This is a genomic window from Mageeibacillus indolicus UPII9-5, from assembly GCF_000025225.2.
In the GTDB taxonomy this organism is placed as follows: Bacteria; Bacillota; Clostridia; order Saccharofermentanales; family Fastidiosipilaceae; genus Mageeibacillus; species Mageeibacillus indolicus.
Window position 1 is genome coordinate 1,312,412 of sequence record NC_013895.2, and the last position, 16,949, is coordinate 1,329,360.

General features: G+C 44.3%; 14 protein-coding genes. 2 read left to right on the forward strand and 12 right to left on the reverse strand.

Translation table 11 applies throughout. The features are described 5' to 3' along the window. Window positions 1–233 precede the first annotated feature (233 nt). From HMPREF0868_RS08010 to xerA, 7 genes are all read right to left on the reverse strand, one after another. On the reverse strand, window positions 234–1,808 hold the full coding sequence (locus HMPREF0868_RS08010) for a bifunctional folylpolyglutamate synthase/dihydrofolate synthase (RefSeq protein ID WP_012993788.1): 1,575 nt from the start codon (window positions 1,806–1,808) through the stop codon (window positions 234–236). Window positions 1,809–1,810: 2 nt separating this feature from the next. Next, the gene (locus HMPREF0868_RS08015; protein ID WP_012993789.1) at window positions 1,811–2,650 is read right to left on the reverse strand and encodes a GtrA family protein; all 840 of its coding nucleotides are present in this window, start codon (window positions 2,648–2,650) and stop codon (window positions 1,811–1,813) included. Next, window positions 2,637–3,371 (reverse strand): 5'-deoxynucleotidase, encoded by a 735-nt coding sequence (gene yfbR / locus HMPREF0868_RS05810; RefSeq protein ID WP_012993790.1) that lies wholly within the window; start codon window positions 3,369–3,371, stop codon window positions 2,637–2,639. The genes HMPREF0868_RS08015 and yfbR overlap by 14 nt, the downstream gene beginning before the upstream one ends. 21 nt (window positions 3,372–3,392) lie before the next feature. Further along, entirely contained in the window at window positions 3,393–5,942 is a 2,550-nt protein-coding gene (locus HMPREF0868_RS05815) for an ATP-dependent helicase (RefSeq protein WP_012993791.1), read from the reverse strand. 181 nt (window positions 5,943–6,123) lie between these two features. Continuing rightward, window positions 6,124–9,192 (reverse strand): type I restriction endonuclease subunit R, encoded by a 3,069-nt coding sequence (locus HMPREF0868_RS05820; protein ID WP_012993792.1) that lies wholly within the window; start codon window positions 9,190–9,192, stop codon window positions 6,124–6,126. 93 nt (window positions 9,193–9,285) lie between these two features. Further along, a complete protein-coding gene (locus tag HMPREF0868_RS05825) occupies window positions 9,286–10,476 on the reverse strand; it encodes a restriction endonuclease subunit S (protein WP_012993793.1) in 1,191 nt (396 codons plus the stop codon). A gap of 12 nt (window positions 10,477–10,488) precedes the next feature. After that, window positions 10,489–11,478: a site-specific tyrosine recombinase/integron integrase gene (gene xerA, locus HMPREF0868_RS05830; protein ID WP_012993794.1), complete on the reverse strand. Its 990-nt coding sequence runs from the start codon at window positions 11,476–11,478 to the stop codon at window positions 10,489–10,491. Window positions 11,479–11,716: 238 nt separating this feature from the next. Between xerA and HMPREF0868_RS05835 the strand changes: the two genes are divergently transcribed. Together HMPREF0868_RS05835 and HMPREF0868_RS08550 are read left to right on the forward strand one after the other, a co-directional pair. Then, entirely contained in the window at window positions 11,717–12,076 is a 360-nt protein-coding gene (locus tag HMPREF0868_RS05835) for a restriction endonuclease subunit S domain-containing protein (protein WP_049779015.1), read from the forward strand. 107 nt (window positions 12,077–12,183) lie between these two features. Beyond that, on the forward strand, window positions 12,184–12,300 hold the full coding sequence (locus HMPREF0868_RS08550; RefSeq protein WP_012993795.1) for a hypothetical protein: 117 nt from the start codon (window positions 12,184–12,186) through the stop codon (window positions 12,298–12,300). Here HMPREF0868_RS08550 and HMPREF0868_RS05845 read toward each other — a convergent pair. The 5 genes from HMPREF0868_RS05845 to HMPREF0868_RS05865 form a co-directional block, all read right to left on the reverse strand. After that, window positions 12,297–12,833, reverse strand: coding sequence for a restriction endonuclease subunit S (locus HMPREF0868_RS05845; RefSeq protein ID WP_012993796.1), 537 nt, complete (start codon window positions 12,831–12,833; stop codon window positions 12,297–12,299). The two genes, HMPREF0868_RS08550 and HMPREF0868_RS05845, sit on opposite strands and share 4 nt — an antisense overlap. After that, window positions 12,823–14,328 carry a type I restriction-modification system subunit M gene (locus tag HMPREF0868_RS05850; protein ID WP_012993797.1) on the reverse strand — a complete coding sequence of 502 codons (1,506 nt, stop codon included), beginning with the start codon at window positions 14,326–14,328 and terminating at the stop codon, window positions 12,823–12,825. Before HMPREF0868_RS05850 ends, HMPREF0868_RS05845 begins: the two co-directional genes overlap by 11 nt. Before the next feature lie 45 nt (window positions 14,329–14,373). Beyond that, window positions 14,374–14,538 carry a helix-turn-helix domain-containing protein gene (locus HMPREF0868_RS05855; RefSeq protein WP_012993798.1) on the reverse strand — a complete coding sequence of 55 codons (165 nt, stop codon included), beginning with the start codon at window positions 14,536–14,538 and terminating at the stop codon, window positions 14,374–14,376. A gap of 338 nt (window positions 14,539–14,876) precedes the next feature. Then, entirely contained in the window at window positions 14,877–15,419 is a 543-nt protein-coding gene (hpf, locus tag HMPREF0868_RS05860; protein ID WP_012993799.1) for a ribosome hibernation-promoting factor, HPF/YfiA family, read from the reverse strand. A gap of 173 nt (window positions 15,420–15,592) precedes the next feature. Continuing rightward, window positions 15,593–16,894, reverse strand: a complete 1,302-nt coding sequence (locus HMPREF0868_RS05865; protein WP_012993800.1) for a glycosyltransferase family 2 protein — start codon at window positions 16,892–16,894, stop codon at window positions 15,593–15,595. Window positions 16,895–16,949: the final 55 nt, after the last annotated feature.

The following is a 16,949-nucleotide window of genomic DNA, read 5'->3' on the forward strand; positions in this document are numbered from 1 at the left end:
AATATGGGACTTACATTTCGGCTGCCATTACGGTAATCTGCCAGCTGTCGGGCAGCACCGTTCCGATTCGGTAACCGACGTCAGTATATATTATAAATTGCTCTCCCCGTATAAGACAATCTAGTAATTCATCTTGGCCGCTAAAACTTGTATCATGGCCGGCAGCGGCAGCTTGGTAAACAAAACCGGGCTGTTGCGTAACTCAGTAACTGAGTCAGCTCAATGTTCCTAGTTCACTCATTGTTTCGCGTTTCTTGGAATTTGCGCCATGCCTGCTTAAACGGACCAGCCAAGTAAAGAGAACCGAAAGCAACCAACGGGGCGGTCGCATAGTCTCGCTGCCAGATACTTAAAGCCTCAGCAGGATCCGCGGCCACAAAAAAGGCCGTGTCGCCACCGGCCGACGCAAACAAATTAAGTTTGGTCAAGTCTTGGCGCAGCTCCATTGCCGGTACGGCACGCTTAGGTTCAGGCGGTGTCAAGCAAATTATCGCGAGCGGGGCTCGGCCAACCGTATCGATCAAATGCCTGACCATCTCGACATGATTTTTTCCACGCACAAAGCCGCATACCCAAATCGCCGCGTGGCCGATGCCCAAGTCATGTAAAGCAGCCCCCAAAGCTGTTGCACCTTGAACATTATGAGCGCCGTCCAGCAACACCGGCGGTTTTTTTTGCAAAACTTCCAAGCGAGCCGGCCAGTACAGTTCCGGCAATGCGGCAACAATTGTGCTTACTGTCTGTGCGTCGGTAAAATTTGTTTGCTGCCGTAAAAATGTCGCGCCGGCAAAAATCGCTACCGCCATATTCATCGCCTGATGTTGGCCGATCAAAGGTATAAAATATTTTCTCATCATACCGGTTGGCAAGGACGAGCAGCCGGTTGGCATGGACGGGCTGCCGGTTGGCAAGGACGAGCAGCCGGTTGGCATGGACGGGCTGCCGGTTGGCAAGGACGAGCAGCCGGCCGGCTTATACAGGCAAGTCGGAGCTTGCCGCAGGTCGATCTCGATCCCATCAAGGCCACGTTCACAGACGGCAAAATCGCCAGGTTTTATAACATACAGCGGAACTTTACAGGCTTGACATTTGTCCATTACCACCCGCAGAGCTTCACCGGCGGCCACAGGATCCGGACAAGCTGTTAAGATATCATAAAGGAAAACCGTAGTGCCAGGCTTAATTATACCAGCCTTGGCAGCGGCAATTTCAGCCAAAGTGTTGCCGAGATATTCGCAATGATCATAGTTAAGTGCTGTCAAAATGGTAATTTCGGCCCGTTCGATGACATTCGTCGAGTCAAATTCTCCACCCAGCCCGGTTTCCCAAACCACCACATCACAATGCAATTCCGCGTAGTACAAGATAGCTGAAACAGTCAAAATTTCAAAATAAGACGGTTGCCATTTTTCGCCATAATAAGCACTAATTGCCGGGGTTATCGCTTCGACCCCAGCTCTTACTTTGGCTAAAAGGCGGGCGAGCGATTCCTTGTCGATTTCTCCATCGCCACGCTGCACCTGAGCGGCCATATAGTTTTCCTTGCATAGGCAACGAATCCGCTCGGAAAATCTTTCAACATAAGGCGAGGTGTACAGACCGGTTTTGAGGCCAGCCGCAGCACACATCACGGCCAAGGCCATAGCGGTAGAGCCCTTACCGTTAGTGCCGGCCAGATGAATAAACCGGAGATTATGATCCGGGTTACCGAAATAATTCAACAGTTGTCGCATTGGATATAGGCCTTTTTTTCGGCCAAAAACCAGCGACTGATTCAAATATTGCATTGCTTCTTCATATGTCCACATTATTACGTTCGCTCCACTTTAAAAACCGAAACTTTGCTCAACACATAATTAGCTATCACCACTAAAATAGCCACGGCCAAATTGGATGCTTGCTTGCCGAGACCAAGTACGTTGACTAGAAGATACAGCCCGCCACCCTCAAAAACGAGCGAACTGCCGACCCGCGCGACGACAAAGCGGAAAAACTCACCCAGAATTTCCCCTTTACTTGCGAATACATAACGCCTATTAGTCCAGTAAGCGAATAAAATAGCCAAAATAAAAGATAAGAGCTTCGGCCAAGTCCAGTCAAAATCTCCATTCAATCGCCCCGCATTGAGCCAGTGATCAAAAATGGTAAATGACACCACACTAACCACGGTTGTCAAACCGCCGAAAACCAGATACAAAATTATTTCCCACGGCAAAACTGTCAATTCGTAATGCAGGAAAATAAGACCGAGATAAATCAGCGGTATAAGAAAAAATTTGCTGATACCAAAAACAGTTTGGCCATAGTATAGGCCTACCCCTACCCCCGCCAGACTCAAAAGGCAGCGCATACAAATCAATTGGTCGTTTTTTTGTACAGGCCAAGATAAATTAAGCAGTGTGCGTATATGCCGTAATTTCAAATAATAAATAATGATGACAATTATGTTGAGAGCAAGCGGAAAACCGGCGACGAGTGGCCAAGGCAAGGCCGCAGAATCCGGCAGTCTGTCATTTATGAAAAATAGGATTTCACTTAAAAGCATTGCCGCCAAATGTGGCAAAATAATCGGTCGCAAGCTGTGCCAGACGGCACTGTCCCCGCCAAGAACGGATCGGAGCGGATATTTATCAAGATTATTGATGATCATTACAATTGTCCTTTACCAAGTTGATTGGCTGCGCTGCTGGTTGCTCTCTCGGCTGCACTGTCGGTTGCCCTTTCGCCTGTACTGTTGCCGGGCCTTCGGCAGTTTCTGCTACCGGCTGCAGTTCGTCCAGTGGTAACACGTAGGACGGGGCGAACTCCGTCAAAAAGCATTCTGCTTCGGGCAGTTTCAAGGCATGGATAGCGGCTAAGGTCGTAGCGAGAGCCGGAGCAAATTCCGAATTTCCTTGCTGAGTTTCCTGCAAGCATTTCAAATACGCTGAAAGTTTATCCGCGGCTTTCACCAGCAGCAAGGCTTGGTTGATCTCCTGGGTAGCGCGATCCGGCCGCAATAAATCAGCATAAATCGGCTGCAAATCCAGCGGCAGCAGAGAAATCAGCCGGGCAATCGCCTGTTCCTCTAAGCAGGCAAACGATTGACGCAAATTTTGATCATAATATTTAACGGGAGTCGGCAAATCGCCCGTAATTATCTCCGGGGCATCATGAAAGACAGCCAACTGCATCACCTTACCCGGATCAGGGCAACATGAATATTGATCAGCGAAACGCAGTTTTCGTAGCCAGGCAAGATTGTGCGCAATAATTGCCACATCATAGCTATGCTCGGCGATGTTTTCTGAGTTTAAATTTCGCATCAAGCTCCAGCGTTTAATTAAACGCATACGACTAAGCAAACCGAAAAAATGATGTTTTTTATTCATACGATTTTGCCGCCCCTTCACCTATTCAGCCGCAGTAAGTTTGGCACTTAATGCCAACATCCGCTTTTTTCCGTCAGCAAAATTAATATTGACGATAGCATCGTTGCTGACCTCACTCAAGCTAACTATTTCGCCAACCCCGAAGCGCGGATGTCTAACCATTTGACCGACAAAAAGGTCGGCCGGCCGTAAAATATTGCCCGTCGCAGGATTTGCAGGATTTGCAGGACTGGAGAGATTGTCGCTTAACGCCCCGAGCGTCGCTGCTTTTACCGCTTGAAAACTGCACTCGGTTTTCGGCCGTGGTTTGCGCCCAGACGAGGCTATCTGCCCGGATGAAGCGGAATATACCGATGCCGCGGAATTTCCGGCTGTAGCAGCTGTGGAAAAAGAACCTGTGCCGGCGGTAAAATGCCCAGCTGCAGCGGTGCGCCCAAACGCGGCATGTCGTTCGTTTGCGTCAGCAATGCGTTGCGTTTCCAAAAATTCGGTCGGAATTTCCGCAACAAATCGGGACGGAATCTCATGTGAGGTCCGCCCATAAAGCATTCTTTCCCTGACCATGGTTATGAATAGACGGCGCATAGCCCGTGTCACCGCAACATAGGCCAGCCGACGCTCCTCTTCCACCCCATTTTCTGTCTCCAAAGAACGGAAGCCGGGGAATATGCCCTCTTCCATTCCGATCAAAAATACATTGGCAAACTCCAAGCCCTTGGCACTGTGAATCGTCATCAATTTTACCGCATCCGCGTCTTCGGTTTGGTCGTTACCGGATATGAGGGCAACACGATCCAAGTAGGCATCCAGCAATTCGCTGCGGCTCCAAGTGGTAACTTCATCGTTTTCGGCTTCCAGCATGACGACATCCGGCGGCAAAGGATTATGCTCAAATTGCACGACGTCGGAAACCAGCTCTTGCAGGTTGGCCACACGATCTGCCGGGTCTTCACCGGTTTTTTTGGCCTGATTAATAATTTCCGCCTGCAAGCCGGTATCATTGATAACTCCGTCAATGAACATGGCAAATGTTTTAGCATTTTGTAAAGAAGCCGCCAGCTCATCCATCAATGCTGCAAACGTCTGCAACTTATAAGCCGCACGTTCCAGGCTCGGGAAATCTCCGGCCCGCCGGCAAACTTCTAGTGGGGTTATTGAGGCCGTTTCAGCCAGATTAAGCACCGCTGCCTGAGTAATGTCCCCGATGCCGCGGCGCGGAACATTGATGATCCGGCTGAAAGAGATGCCATCGTAAGGATTGGCCAAGAGACGCAAATAAGCCAGCACATCTTTAATCTCTTTGCGGTCGAAGAAACGAACCGAACCATATATACGATATTCAATTCCCTGATCACGCAAAGCAAATTCTAAGGAACGGGAAAGGGCGTTGAGCCGGTACAAGATCGCGAAATCGCTGTAATTAAGCGTCGGATCGGCGCGTCGCATATCGATTATTTGGGCAGCTACATATTTGGCTTCCGCGTCTTGGTTGGCAAGATTCAGGAGTTTTATTTTGTTGCCACCGGCCTTGGCAGTCCACAAAGTTTTGTCCTTGCGTTCCGTGTTGTGGGCGATAATGGCATTGGCCGCGCCCAAAATCGACTCTGTGGAACGATAGTTTTGCTCAAGCTTGATCACTTCGCAGGCCGGGAAATCTTTTTCAAAATTTAAAATATTGGTGATGTCCGCCCCACGGAACGAATAGATGGATTGGTCATCATCACCGACGACACAAAGGTTATTTTTGCCGGAAGTCAGCAATTTAATCAGGCGATATTGTGCGCCGTTCGTATCCTGGTACTCATCGACCAAAATGTAGTTAAACAATTGGCAGTAGTGATATCTAACATCTTTGTGTTCGGTAAACAACCGCACGGCATAATACAAAATATCGTCAAAATCCATAGCATCGGCGGATTGCAGTTTGGCGGCATAGAGGCGGTAAACATCGGCAACTCGATTGATAAAGTAGTTTCCCTTGCCGCTCAGCCGATAGTCGTCCGGATTTTGCAATAGATTTTTGGCCTTGCTGATCATGCTGAGGACTTGCCGCGGCGGAAAAGATTTGTCATTAAATTCAAGCTCATCCAAGCAGGCTTTAATCATTTTGAGCTGATCATCTGTATCGGCGACCGTAAAACGTTTGGTAAATCCAAGCAATTCGGCGTGGTTGCGCAAGATTCGCAAAAACATTGCGTGAAATGTGCCTACCCACATACCTTGTACCCGGTTGCCGATAAGCTTGATAATTCTTTGGCGCATCTCCTGAGCCGCTTTGTTGGTAAAAGTTATCGCCAAGATCGATGACGCCGGCACATTTTCATGCTCAACTAAATAAGCTATGCGATGAGTTATAACTTTGGTTTTGCCCGAGCCAGCCCCGGCTAATATGAGTAACGGTCCGTCCTTATGTAATACTGCTTTTTTTTGCGGCTCATTCAGTCCGGCCAGCAAATCTGTTTTATTTTGTGCGATGCCCCCGTTAAAACTCAGGCTGTCAGCTGTCGCTGGGTCGTCTAAGCCGGTGAACGGAGCGGCCGGTTTAAAATCGGCATCAAAATCAAAAGCCATGCATTTCTCCTTGTTTATTAATATCTTTGTGTACAGTCATGCTCTCAATTATAGCACCGAATCGCTCATCCTTCCTGCCCAAACAAAATCGGCGCAGGTGTCGTCATATTCGTTTGGGTCTTTTCATCACTTTGTGTCATTGAAAAATCGAACTGGAAGAATGATCATAAATTATGCAAAACTATAGATCTGTTCTATCCGTCCACAGCTCACACTGAGTCATTACTGTTTTGACAGCATCCTCCATACCCTCAGGTGGATAGCGGTGCTGTTTGAGAAGCCTTTTAATCATCATGCGCATTTTAGCACGTGCGGAATCACGTTTTTGCCAATCAATCGTACGATTCTTACGAAGTGTTTCAGTAAGTTCTTTAGTGATGGCAATCAGCTCATCATTTTCATAGAAATCCTTAATAGCCTGTGGTTTGGTTAATGCGTCATAAAAGGCTAGCTCATCTTCAGAAAGGCCAAGTTCATCTCCAGCCTTGTGGGCATCTTGAATTTGCTGTGCCATTTTCAAAAGCTCTTCAATAACCTCTTCATTTGTCAGCATCCCATTAAGATATCGATTCATAACACCTTGAATAATTTCGCTGAACTTCTCGGATTTGACTACATTTGATCGTCTATAGATCTGTATCTGCTCAGCAATCAATTTTTTCAAAAGTTCAACAGCAAGGTTTTTCTCCTTCATCTTTGAAATTTCCTCAAGAAATTTAGGATCAAATAGGGAGAATTCTTCTTTAACATCAGAGAACAAATTAATAACGCCATCACTCTTGATGCTGGATTTCAGAAGTTCATTGATGCGAGCGTTCATTTCCGGCAGAGATATTTTTTTATCTTCACCCTGATTTATTAAGCGCATAACAAGCACGCGAACAGATTCAAAGAATGCAGCTTCTACTCGAAGGCCTCTCTCTACAAGTGATGAGCAGAGCGACAAAGCCTGATGCAATAGCAGTGCCTCTTTGATGAAGTCTTCACGTTCTCTTTCCTTGTCAATGCTCACAATAAAGTTAACTGCACCGGTGATAGTCTTTGAGCGTTCTAGATCAGTACCATTCGTAAACTTGGAATAATCATATCCGTGGAATAGATCACGGCAAATGGAAAGCTTCTCAAGGAACTTTGGATATGCAACTTTAGCAATATCGGTATCCCCATAGTTCTTTTTATCGCGAGCTGTATAGTCATTCATGGCTTGTTTCAATGCTGACGCTATGCCCACGTAGTCAACAATCAAACCGCCTTCTTTATCCTTAAAAACACGATTGACGCGGGCAATGGCTTGCATCAAGTTATATCCCTGCATTGGCTTATAGACATACATTGTTGCAAGAGAAGGAACATCAAATCCTGTAAGCCACATATCAACAACTATGGCGATTTTCATCTCGCTATTATTATCTTTGAATTCTTTAGCAAGCTCATCCCTGTGATGCTTATTTCCAATAACAGCACGCCACTCTTCAGGATCTTTATTACTCTCGGTCATTACGACCTTAACCTTTTTCTGCCAGCTTGGGCGAACCTCAAGAATACGCTTGTAAATTTTCATAGCGATTTCGCGAGAATAAGCAACTATCATTGCTTTTCCGGTTAGCAGGTTTTCTCGATAGTTTTCGTAGTGGCTGATAATGTCGTTAGTAAGAGAATCAATAGTAGCGTCATTGCCTAGAACAGCATCCATCTGGCTAAGCTCTTTCTTGCTTTTCTCAATCACTTCAGGGTCAGCATTATTTGCCATAATGTCGTATTCCTGATCGATCAGATGAAGCGTAGGCTCATCAAATTTTAGCTTAATAACGCGGCTTTCGTAATAGACCGGTCTTGTAGCACCGTCTTCTACAGCTTGCGTCATATCGTAAATATCGATGTAGTCACCGAACACTTCGCGAGTATTTCTATCTTTTGCGGCAATAGGTGTTCCAGTAAAGCCAATATATGTAGCGTTTGGCAGACTGTCACGTATGATACGTGCCGTTCCAGTCTTTATCTCACCGGTTTTAGCGTCAATTTTTTCTTTCAACCCATACTGGCTACGATGCGCTTCATCAGCCATCACGATGATGTTACGGCGCTTAGAAAGTGGCTCTGATGATTCTTCAAATTTCTGCATCGTTGTAAAAATGATGCCGTTTGCCTGCCTGCCTTCCAGCCAGTCTTTCAATCCGATATCATTTTTACCGGAAGTCTCTGTCAATTTCCTACAGGTAGCATGTACCGGATTCTGACGTAGAAAATCTTTGCACTTAGCAAACTGTCCGTAAAGCTGATCATCAAGATCGTTACGGTCTGTAATTACTACGATAGTTGGGCTATCCAATACTTCCTGCAGAAGGTGGGCATAAAAAACCATAGATAGAGATTTCCCGCTGCCCTGTGTATGCCAGAATACGCCACCTTTACCGTCAGTGACTGTTGCGTTTTTTGTAGATTCGATAGCCTTTCGAACTGCAAAATACTGGTGATAACCCGCCAGAATCTTAAACTTATTCAACCCGTCATTGGAGAAACAAATAAAGTTTTTGATGATGTCAAGCAAACGCTCTTTTTCAAACATTCCCTCAAAGAATGTGTCAAACTGAGCGTATTGTGTATTCTCATAACTACCGTCTTTTGTTTTCCATTCCATGAAGCGATCCTCACCGGAAGTGATGGTGCCGGCTTTGCTAGTCAGATGATCGCTAATAACACAAATGCAGTTATATATAAACATCGACGGGATTTCTTGCATATAGTTTCTAATCTGCAGATAGCCCTCTGAAGCATCAGTCTCTTCACGAGATGGCGATTTCAGCTCAACAAGTACAACTGGCATGCCATTTAAAAACAGAAGCACATCCGGACGTTTATTGCTGTTCTCAATAAAAGTCCACTGATTTGCTACAACAAAGGAGTTATTATCAGGATTTTTATAGTCGACAATATATACGAGGCCGAAGCGTTCCTCGCCATCCACGAAGTACCTAACTTCAATTCCGTGTTGAAGATAGTCCATAAATAGTTCATTCTTCTGGACAAGCTCAGCATTTTCAAAATTTTTCAATTTGAACAGTGCATCGGCTATAGCATCTTCCGGCATTTTTGGATTTAGCCTATGTAACGCTGACAGTAATTCCTCTTCGTATAAGGGGCTATGAAAGTCACGCTCCAAATCTGGTGCATAGACATACCTGTATCCCATATTTTGGAATAATTCTATTATCGAACTCTCATAGTCCGCTTCTGTATAAAATCCTGGCATGAGTTTTACTCCTTTATTTATCTCTTACATTATCCTCCTATTTGGAGTATTTTTCATTCATCTATGCTCTGGTTCAAACAAGAATTTAGCGGCTTAGGGGTCTATGTCGGAAACATCTATTTCGCCAGACATAAGGCGAGGCAATAATGTATCTCGCAAATCAGCAAGCGAATCGTTTTCAAGCTGATTGTTTAGAATCTGCTCGAACATCGGACCAACAACGGAGTGGAAACGAGAAATCTCATCATCCGCAGGAATAACAAACGGCATAGCCTTGATGATTTTTGAATTGACTGCGATTGCTATTGAGGAAGTGCTTCCCATAGTTTGGTAATTAAAATCCCTCAGATAGCAGTACAGATACTCATTGATAAAAGCCTTATCTGTCTTGAAGTGTGCAATGGCCTCATTGGTAATCATTTCACCGTGAGTGATTGCAATTCGACCTACTGTGAGCTTGAAACTCAAGAGAACAGTATTGCTGGGAACAACTTTTATATTGAACTTATCAACGGCCTCTTGCGTAAGCTGCTCGGAACTCCTGATGATATAGGTGCCACAGCTACCCATATCCGAAATGGAAACCCATGTAGCATCGGAGGGATTTGTCGTAAACCACTGATGTTCCTTGCGCGGAGGAGTTTTTCCGATAGCAATATCAAAGTATTCTTCTGCTCGGCAAGTGCGTCTTTGATCGTTTGTTGTGTTAACAAACATCTCACGATAAAGAGCTTGCGCCTGCTGCTCTAAATTCTTGTTTACCTCCTCATTGCATTTGATTTTATCGTCAAACATGGAGAGAACTTCCGCAATCCTTTTCTGCTCTCCAAGTGTTGGCAAATCTATTTTTATCGCCTTAACCGTATCTGACTTCAGGTTATTTACGACTGACCCCGTTGCTATAGCCTTAAACTGGTTTTGGGCAAGATTGGAAGTAAGGAAATAATATAAGTATTCTTTGTCGAGTCTGCTCTCATCGCATCGTAATCTAAGCCATCCGTCATGAATATACCCATCAATCAGCGTTATAAATGCTCTTCCGAAACTCATTGAGTTGGAAAGGATAAGATCTCCCGCCTTCACTTCTCTTGTTTTCGGAATACCCGAAGGCTTTATTTTCTCATTGGCATGAGTAAAAAACTTATCTGTTTCTTTTACATCGCCAATTTTGAGCCAGTTTACGCCATCTGGTTCATCAGTTATGTAGTCGATTATGGGGCGCGGAGAACCTCCTCTCACAACCTCACAAATATTTCCAAGTTCGATATTTTCCCAATCTGTCATTATGCCACCGTCCTAACCTATATATTTCCTATGTGCTAATTTTACATTGCTTTGTTTTACCATTGCGTATTGCAGTGTAGTATCAATCCGCTTATGGCCAAGCAGTTGTTGCAATTGTTCGATCGGCATACCTTTGTCAATCGCCATCGTAGCAAGCGTACGGCGGAATTTATGCGGATGAACTTTCTCTATATCCAGCTTATTTCCAAGCTCTCGGAGTCTACATTCAACCCCGCCGATTTTCAGTCTCTCATGCGGAGCTCGGAGTGAAACAAACAGTGCCGGGTTATCATCAGTACGTCCCTGCAAGTAGGTAAGTAGGTGAATCTTAGTTCGTGCGTCAAAGTACACCATTCGTTCCTTACTGCCTTTACCGAACACCACACATTCTCGCTCCTCAAAGTTGATATCATCTCTGTTAAGGAGAACTAGTTCTCCGACACGCATCCCCGTTGAAGCAAGTATGTCTATAAGTGCCAGATCTCGTAGCTCTTCGCAACTATCGCGCATTTTCTCCAAGGCCTCATCGGTATATGTATCCTTGATGGTCAATGCTGCCTTAACCTTATGTATACGGCGTGCCGGACTTTTTAGAATATAATTCTCATCCTCCAACCAAGAGAAAAAGCTCGATAGAATTCTTCTAATATTGTCCACAGTAACCTTGCTTGAGTTTTTCTCCTGCTGATATTCTGTCAAATATGTACGCAGATCATCTGTTTCTATCTCTCGGACATTCTTTTTAATTCTTGTTGTCATACTTTCAATTGTTGCCCGATAGTAAGTTAACGACTTTTCAGAGCATCCCTCGATCCGTTTTGCCGAGAGAAAATTATTCAGGAACTCTTCATTTGTTAGTCCTGCATTGACTTCTTCCTCCGTCTCGCTTATTTGTTTGTGGAACAATGTATGCTCCAGCACTTCCTGCAGTTTTTCTAATTGCATATTGTTTAGGTAGCCGAGCATGCCCTGCATAACCTCATTGATTACTTTCTGTTTCATAGTCTATTCTCCTTTTCTATCGTAGAGAAAGACTACGGAGTGGCAATCCCTATTTTTAACTCTCGCCACTCGCAAGAGTTATGGCTGTACGTTAAACAAGAATTTAGAAGAGCAAGCTGTTGAGTTATTTCGCTCTTGGTTTTCTATATTTTCCTTATCTCGCATAAGCCATCGTGTAAACTCTGAGTTTGGAGAAATACCTGAGGACTTCACCGTCGTTAAGGTTGGCAATTTACCCATGCTCGTAACCGACTATGTGGCCAATGGTAGCTTTGCGTCTTTAAAAGCTAATGTTAACCTATATCAAGAGCCAAACTATGCCTATTTCATTAGAAACACTGATTTGAAGTCGGGTTCCTTTGGAGTTTTCGTTGACCAACATTCCTATGAGTTCTTGTCCAAATCTACCCTATATGGCGGAGAGATTATCATTTCCAATGTTGGTGACGTGGGAAGTGTATTCCTTTGTCCGAAGCTGGATGGCCGCATGACCCTAGGAAATAACATTATTATGCTTAGACCAGAGGATGACCATTTACGTTACTACCTTTATATTTGGTTTAAGTATCTCCAAGCCAAGCACTCATACAGGGAATAAAAGGAGGATCTGCTCAGCCCAAATTTAATAAGACAGATTTCAAGAATACCTCTATTTTGATTCCACCAAAATATATGCTAACTCGTTTTCATGAGACCGTGGCTCCAATGTTTGAAATGATCTCGGAGAGACAAACTGAAACTGCCCGTCTTGCTGACTTGCGAGATACGTTATTGCCGCAGCTAATGTCCGGCGAACTTGATGTATCCAACATCGACCTTTAAGCCACTAAATTCTTGTTTATCTCGTTGTTTAGCTCAATTTTGTCATCTAATGCCCTGAGAATACCTCCTATCTGCCGTTGTTCCTCTATTGGTGGAACTGCAATACTTAATCCTTGCACTACATCTGTTTGCACACGTTGCCGTCCGGATGATCCAACCATAGATTTGATAGCTGGTTCACGGACTAATGGGCTGCATACCAAGTAGTACAGATAATCCTTATCGGTTCCTTCCTTTGCTCGAAAAACAATATACTCTGTAGAACCAAATCCTATCTCTCCGTCATCAAGGATATTGACCTTTGCAGTTTTCCCGTTTTCAAGACACGGAGTAATTCGTGCCATAATCGTATCGCCATTCCTGAATTTCGTGCCACCGGAGAACTTTTCCAGCTCAAAGGATGGAACATCCCTGCAAAATGGTTGCAGTTTATCCATTGCAATTTTCTTTGCAAGGGTGCCTTTTGAAAGGCTCTCCCTCGGATTGAAATCTGCAATGTCAGATAAAGTCTTAATTGTCCATTTATATTTCATATCCAATTGCCCCCAACTTCTTACGAATCTCGTCTTCAAGCTCATGAGAGCGTTCGAACATGTCAGAAAGTTCTGATGTCAGTCTGGTCATTTTCTCATCAAACGGTTCACCATCATCTTCCTGCTCTTCAATACCAACATAGCGTCCCGGAGTCAAAACGTAATCCTGCTTTGCTATATCCTGAATCGTCGCTACAGAGCAGAAACCTTTTTCATCTTCAAGCGTGCCGTTCTGGAAAGCCTCAATTGTATCTGCGAGCTTTTGGATATCTTCTTCGGTAAAGTCTCGATGCTTACGGTCTACCATGTGTCCCATTTTTCGTGCATCGATAAAAACTGTTTTGCCTTTTTGTTTCTTGCCCTTTGTAATGAACCAAAGCGTCGCGGGGATAGTTACGCTATAGAAGAGTTGGGGAGGCATAGCGATGATACCTTCGATTAAGTCATCTTCAATGATTTTCTTTCTGATCTCGCCCTCGCCACCATTCTGGGAAGACAATGCTCCGTTTGCAAGAACTAGCCCGATTTTTCCGCTCGGGGCAAGATGATGAATCATATGTTGAATCCATGCATAGTTGGCATTGCTTGCAGGAGGTACACCGTATTTCCAGCGAACGTCGTCCTTCAGATCTTCCTGTCCCCACGGATTGTAGTTGAAGGGAGGGTTGGCGAGAATGAAGTCTGCTTTCAATGTTGGATGAAGGTCATTTGTAAATGTGTCTGCATGATAAGCACCAAGGTCTGCATCAAGCCCGCGAATCGTAAGATTCATGATTGCCATCTTCCATGTATCCGGATTAGCTTCCTGACCATAAATTGAAATTGAGCCTCGGTTACCGGAGTGTGCCTGAATGAACTTTGCACTCTGTACGAACATGCCGCCACTGCCACAGCAGCAATCATATACGCGACAATTTGCATAAGGCTTTAAAATTGCCACTAGTGTATTTACGATGCTTGACGGCGTATAGAATTCACCGCCACCTTTGCCTTCTTTTTCGGCGAATTGAGCGATGCAGTATTCGTAGGTTCTGCCGAGAACATCACGGTTGCCTTCCGTATCGCTCATATCCATGTTTGTAAAGAGGTCAACGACATTGCCGAGGATTTTCTTATCAAGATCCGGACTGGCATAATTCTTTGGAAGTACGTTTTTGAGTTTTTTATTATCAGCCTCGATTGCACGCATGGCTTCATCAATAACTTTTCCAATTTCCGGCTCATGTGCTGCTTTGGCAATCTTTTCCCAACGGGCATCCTCCGGTACGAAGAATACGTTATCTTCAAGATATGCATCAGGATCATTCTCAAATCCATCTCCTTCAGCAATAAGCTGTTGATATTTCTTGTCAAATGCCGTAGAAATGTACTTCAAGAAAATAAGCCCGATAATTACGTTTCTATATTCTGATGCCGGAATGTGCCCCCACAGCACGCATGCCGCATCCCAGATTTGCTTCTCAAAACCAAGAGTAGCTTTTGATTTATCTGCCATTAAAATTTAGCCTCCAATAAGTCATATTATGCAATGTTCACGTCTTTAATCTTTTCTTTCTCTCACTGTCTCAAATAAATCCTCAATTTTGCAGTCAAGTGCAGTGGCTATTTTCATGAGTACGTTCATACGAACCGCTTCGTTTTTGCCGAGTTTAGCAATTGAATTACTGCTTACTCCGGCCTCTTTCTTGAGCTGTACTTTATTCATATTTTTGTCAATAGCATATCAAAATCTATCTATTTTAGCAATTAAAAATTGGCAATTGTCAATCACAGGTTGAGCAAACTATGTGATTAGAACAATGACTCTTACGGAAAACAAAGAAACTACAGCTATCATCCTCATTCAACATGCATGCAAATCGTTTTATGCCTGCAAATAATTAAAAAATCGGCGCGACAGATGTCGCGCCGATTTCAGATACCTTATCTATTTCAAAGACTAAGCCTTATCCAGAAACAACTATCGCTCAACCTATCTCAAGACAATCAGTCGTCTTTTAAAGCAAACGATCCTCCAGTTCAGCCTTATAAGCTGCTACAAGATCAGTATGTAGGTTCAATCAAACCGTAATTGCCGTCTTTACGCTTATAAACCAAAGCTACTTTGCCGGTTTCAGAATTTAGGAAGAGGTGGAAACTGTGACCGATCAGCTCCATCTGCAGAGCCGCTTCGTCAGCGGTCATTTCCGCCAGTTCAAATTGTTTATGCTTGATAATGCTGCTGTCTTCCGGGGAACAATCTGTATCCGTATATTCCGCCGCTTTCTGGAGCGCCTCTTTCATGTAAGCATATTCGCGGATCTTCTTCTCTATCTTTGACTTTTGCTTACGGATTTGACGTTCCATCCCAGCCATGGCCAAATCCAACGCGGTAAACACATCTCCGGCTACCGCTTCTGAACGATAGATATGACGGCTTACTCGGATAGTAATCTCCATGCACTTGTCGTCACCTTCCGGCCGCACTTTCACGCTTACTTTGGCATCATCGCCGAAGTAACGATTGAACTTGCTCAGTTTGCTAACCACTCTATTGTGCAACTGTTCTCCGATGTTCATTCCTTTGCCGGTAATAGTAATGTTCATAGTCCGCCCCTTTCTCAACCAATGCGGTTGGCGAGTATTCGTTTACGTTCTATGGTTATATTATACTAATTCAGCGGCATTTTTTCTCGCGTTATTTGTGAATGTTTTACAGAAAAAATTGTGCTAGAATATTAATGTTGCGTGCTGCAGTGATTTCCCAGTTTTTCAAAAACTCAAGTCCTAACCTCATCAATTGATTTTGCCACACTGTGCCTGATCGGCTTCCACTCCACCTTTTTAAACAGTGCAACCAAAGCTATTGGCAGATACGTATACATAAACAAGGGGAATGTAAAGGCGGAGATAATTTTTTCCCACCGGCGCGCATAAATCATCGTTCTGCATTTAAGTAGAGTAAGAACACCCATCACAAAAAGAATCAAATAATAACCGATGAAAGAATTCATCAACATGAACGGGGCGGCAGCCTGAACCTTGACAGCTTCAAGCGGCGGCAACAGTTCCGGAATAAAACTCAGCCCCCAAAGTCCCAATGTCCCGAACAAGGACAGCAGAGAAATTATCGCGGCCGGAGCCAAAGTGAAAAAAATGTCATAATAGATCGTGCGCGAATTTTTGTAATTTGAACCGTTAAACACCAGAGCATCCGATAAACGCCCCCCGTAGTTGGCAAATACCTGATAAAAGCCTTTGCACCATCGCATGCGCTGCCGCCAGCTAGTTTTAAAGGTATCCGGCTGTTCATCGTACAAAACAGCATCTCGGCAGAAACTGATCTTGTAACCTTGCAGGACTGAATTCACCGAGAATTCTACATCCTCGGTCAGCAAATGGAACGGCCAGCCGCCGTTTTCCGCTAAAACAGAATCAGCCACCAAAAATCCGGTGCCGGAAATTGTACAACTGCGATTTAACAATGTCCGCGGGTAATTCAAAAATATGCCTTCATACATGAACCACAGGGCATAACCGGAAGAGATCCAATTCGTGCCGTAATTTTTCGAATTGCGAAAAGAAGTCACAATCGGGTTGCCGGCCGTGAAAGTTCTATTCATCGCGGAAAAAAAATTCGGCTCTAACAAATTGTCCGCGTCAAAAACCATGTAGGCATCAAAATAATGCTTCGGGTACATAGTTTGTATCTTCTGGTAAGCGAAGTTCAAAGCATAGCCCTTGCCCACTTGCGTTGTATTGAAACGCTCCAGAACATGCGCCCCTTTCGAGCGAGCAACCATTGCCGTATTGTCCGTACAATTATCTGCGATTACGAAAACTTCATACAAAGTGTTCGGATAATCCTGAGCATATATACTAGTTAAAAGTTGACCAATAACGTTTTCTTCGTTACGTGCGCTGATTAAAACCGCCAAGCGGCTTAATTTTTCAGCCGGCCGAACGGTAATATCTTTTTCCCAAAATTTATAGGTGGTAATGAAATACCTTATACGGTACAAGTAAAATGCTGTAAAAAGGAAGGCGCAAAGTAAATTAAAATGTACTAGCCATGTGAACATAATCTTTCTCACTTTCGAGCGTCATGTCGTCGGCAGCACATCATTCGGTGTCATA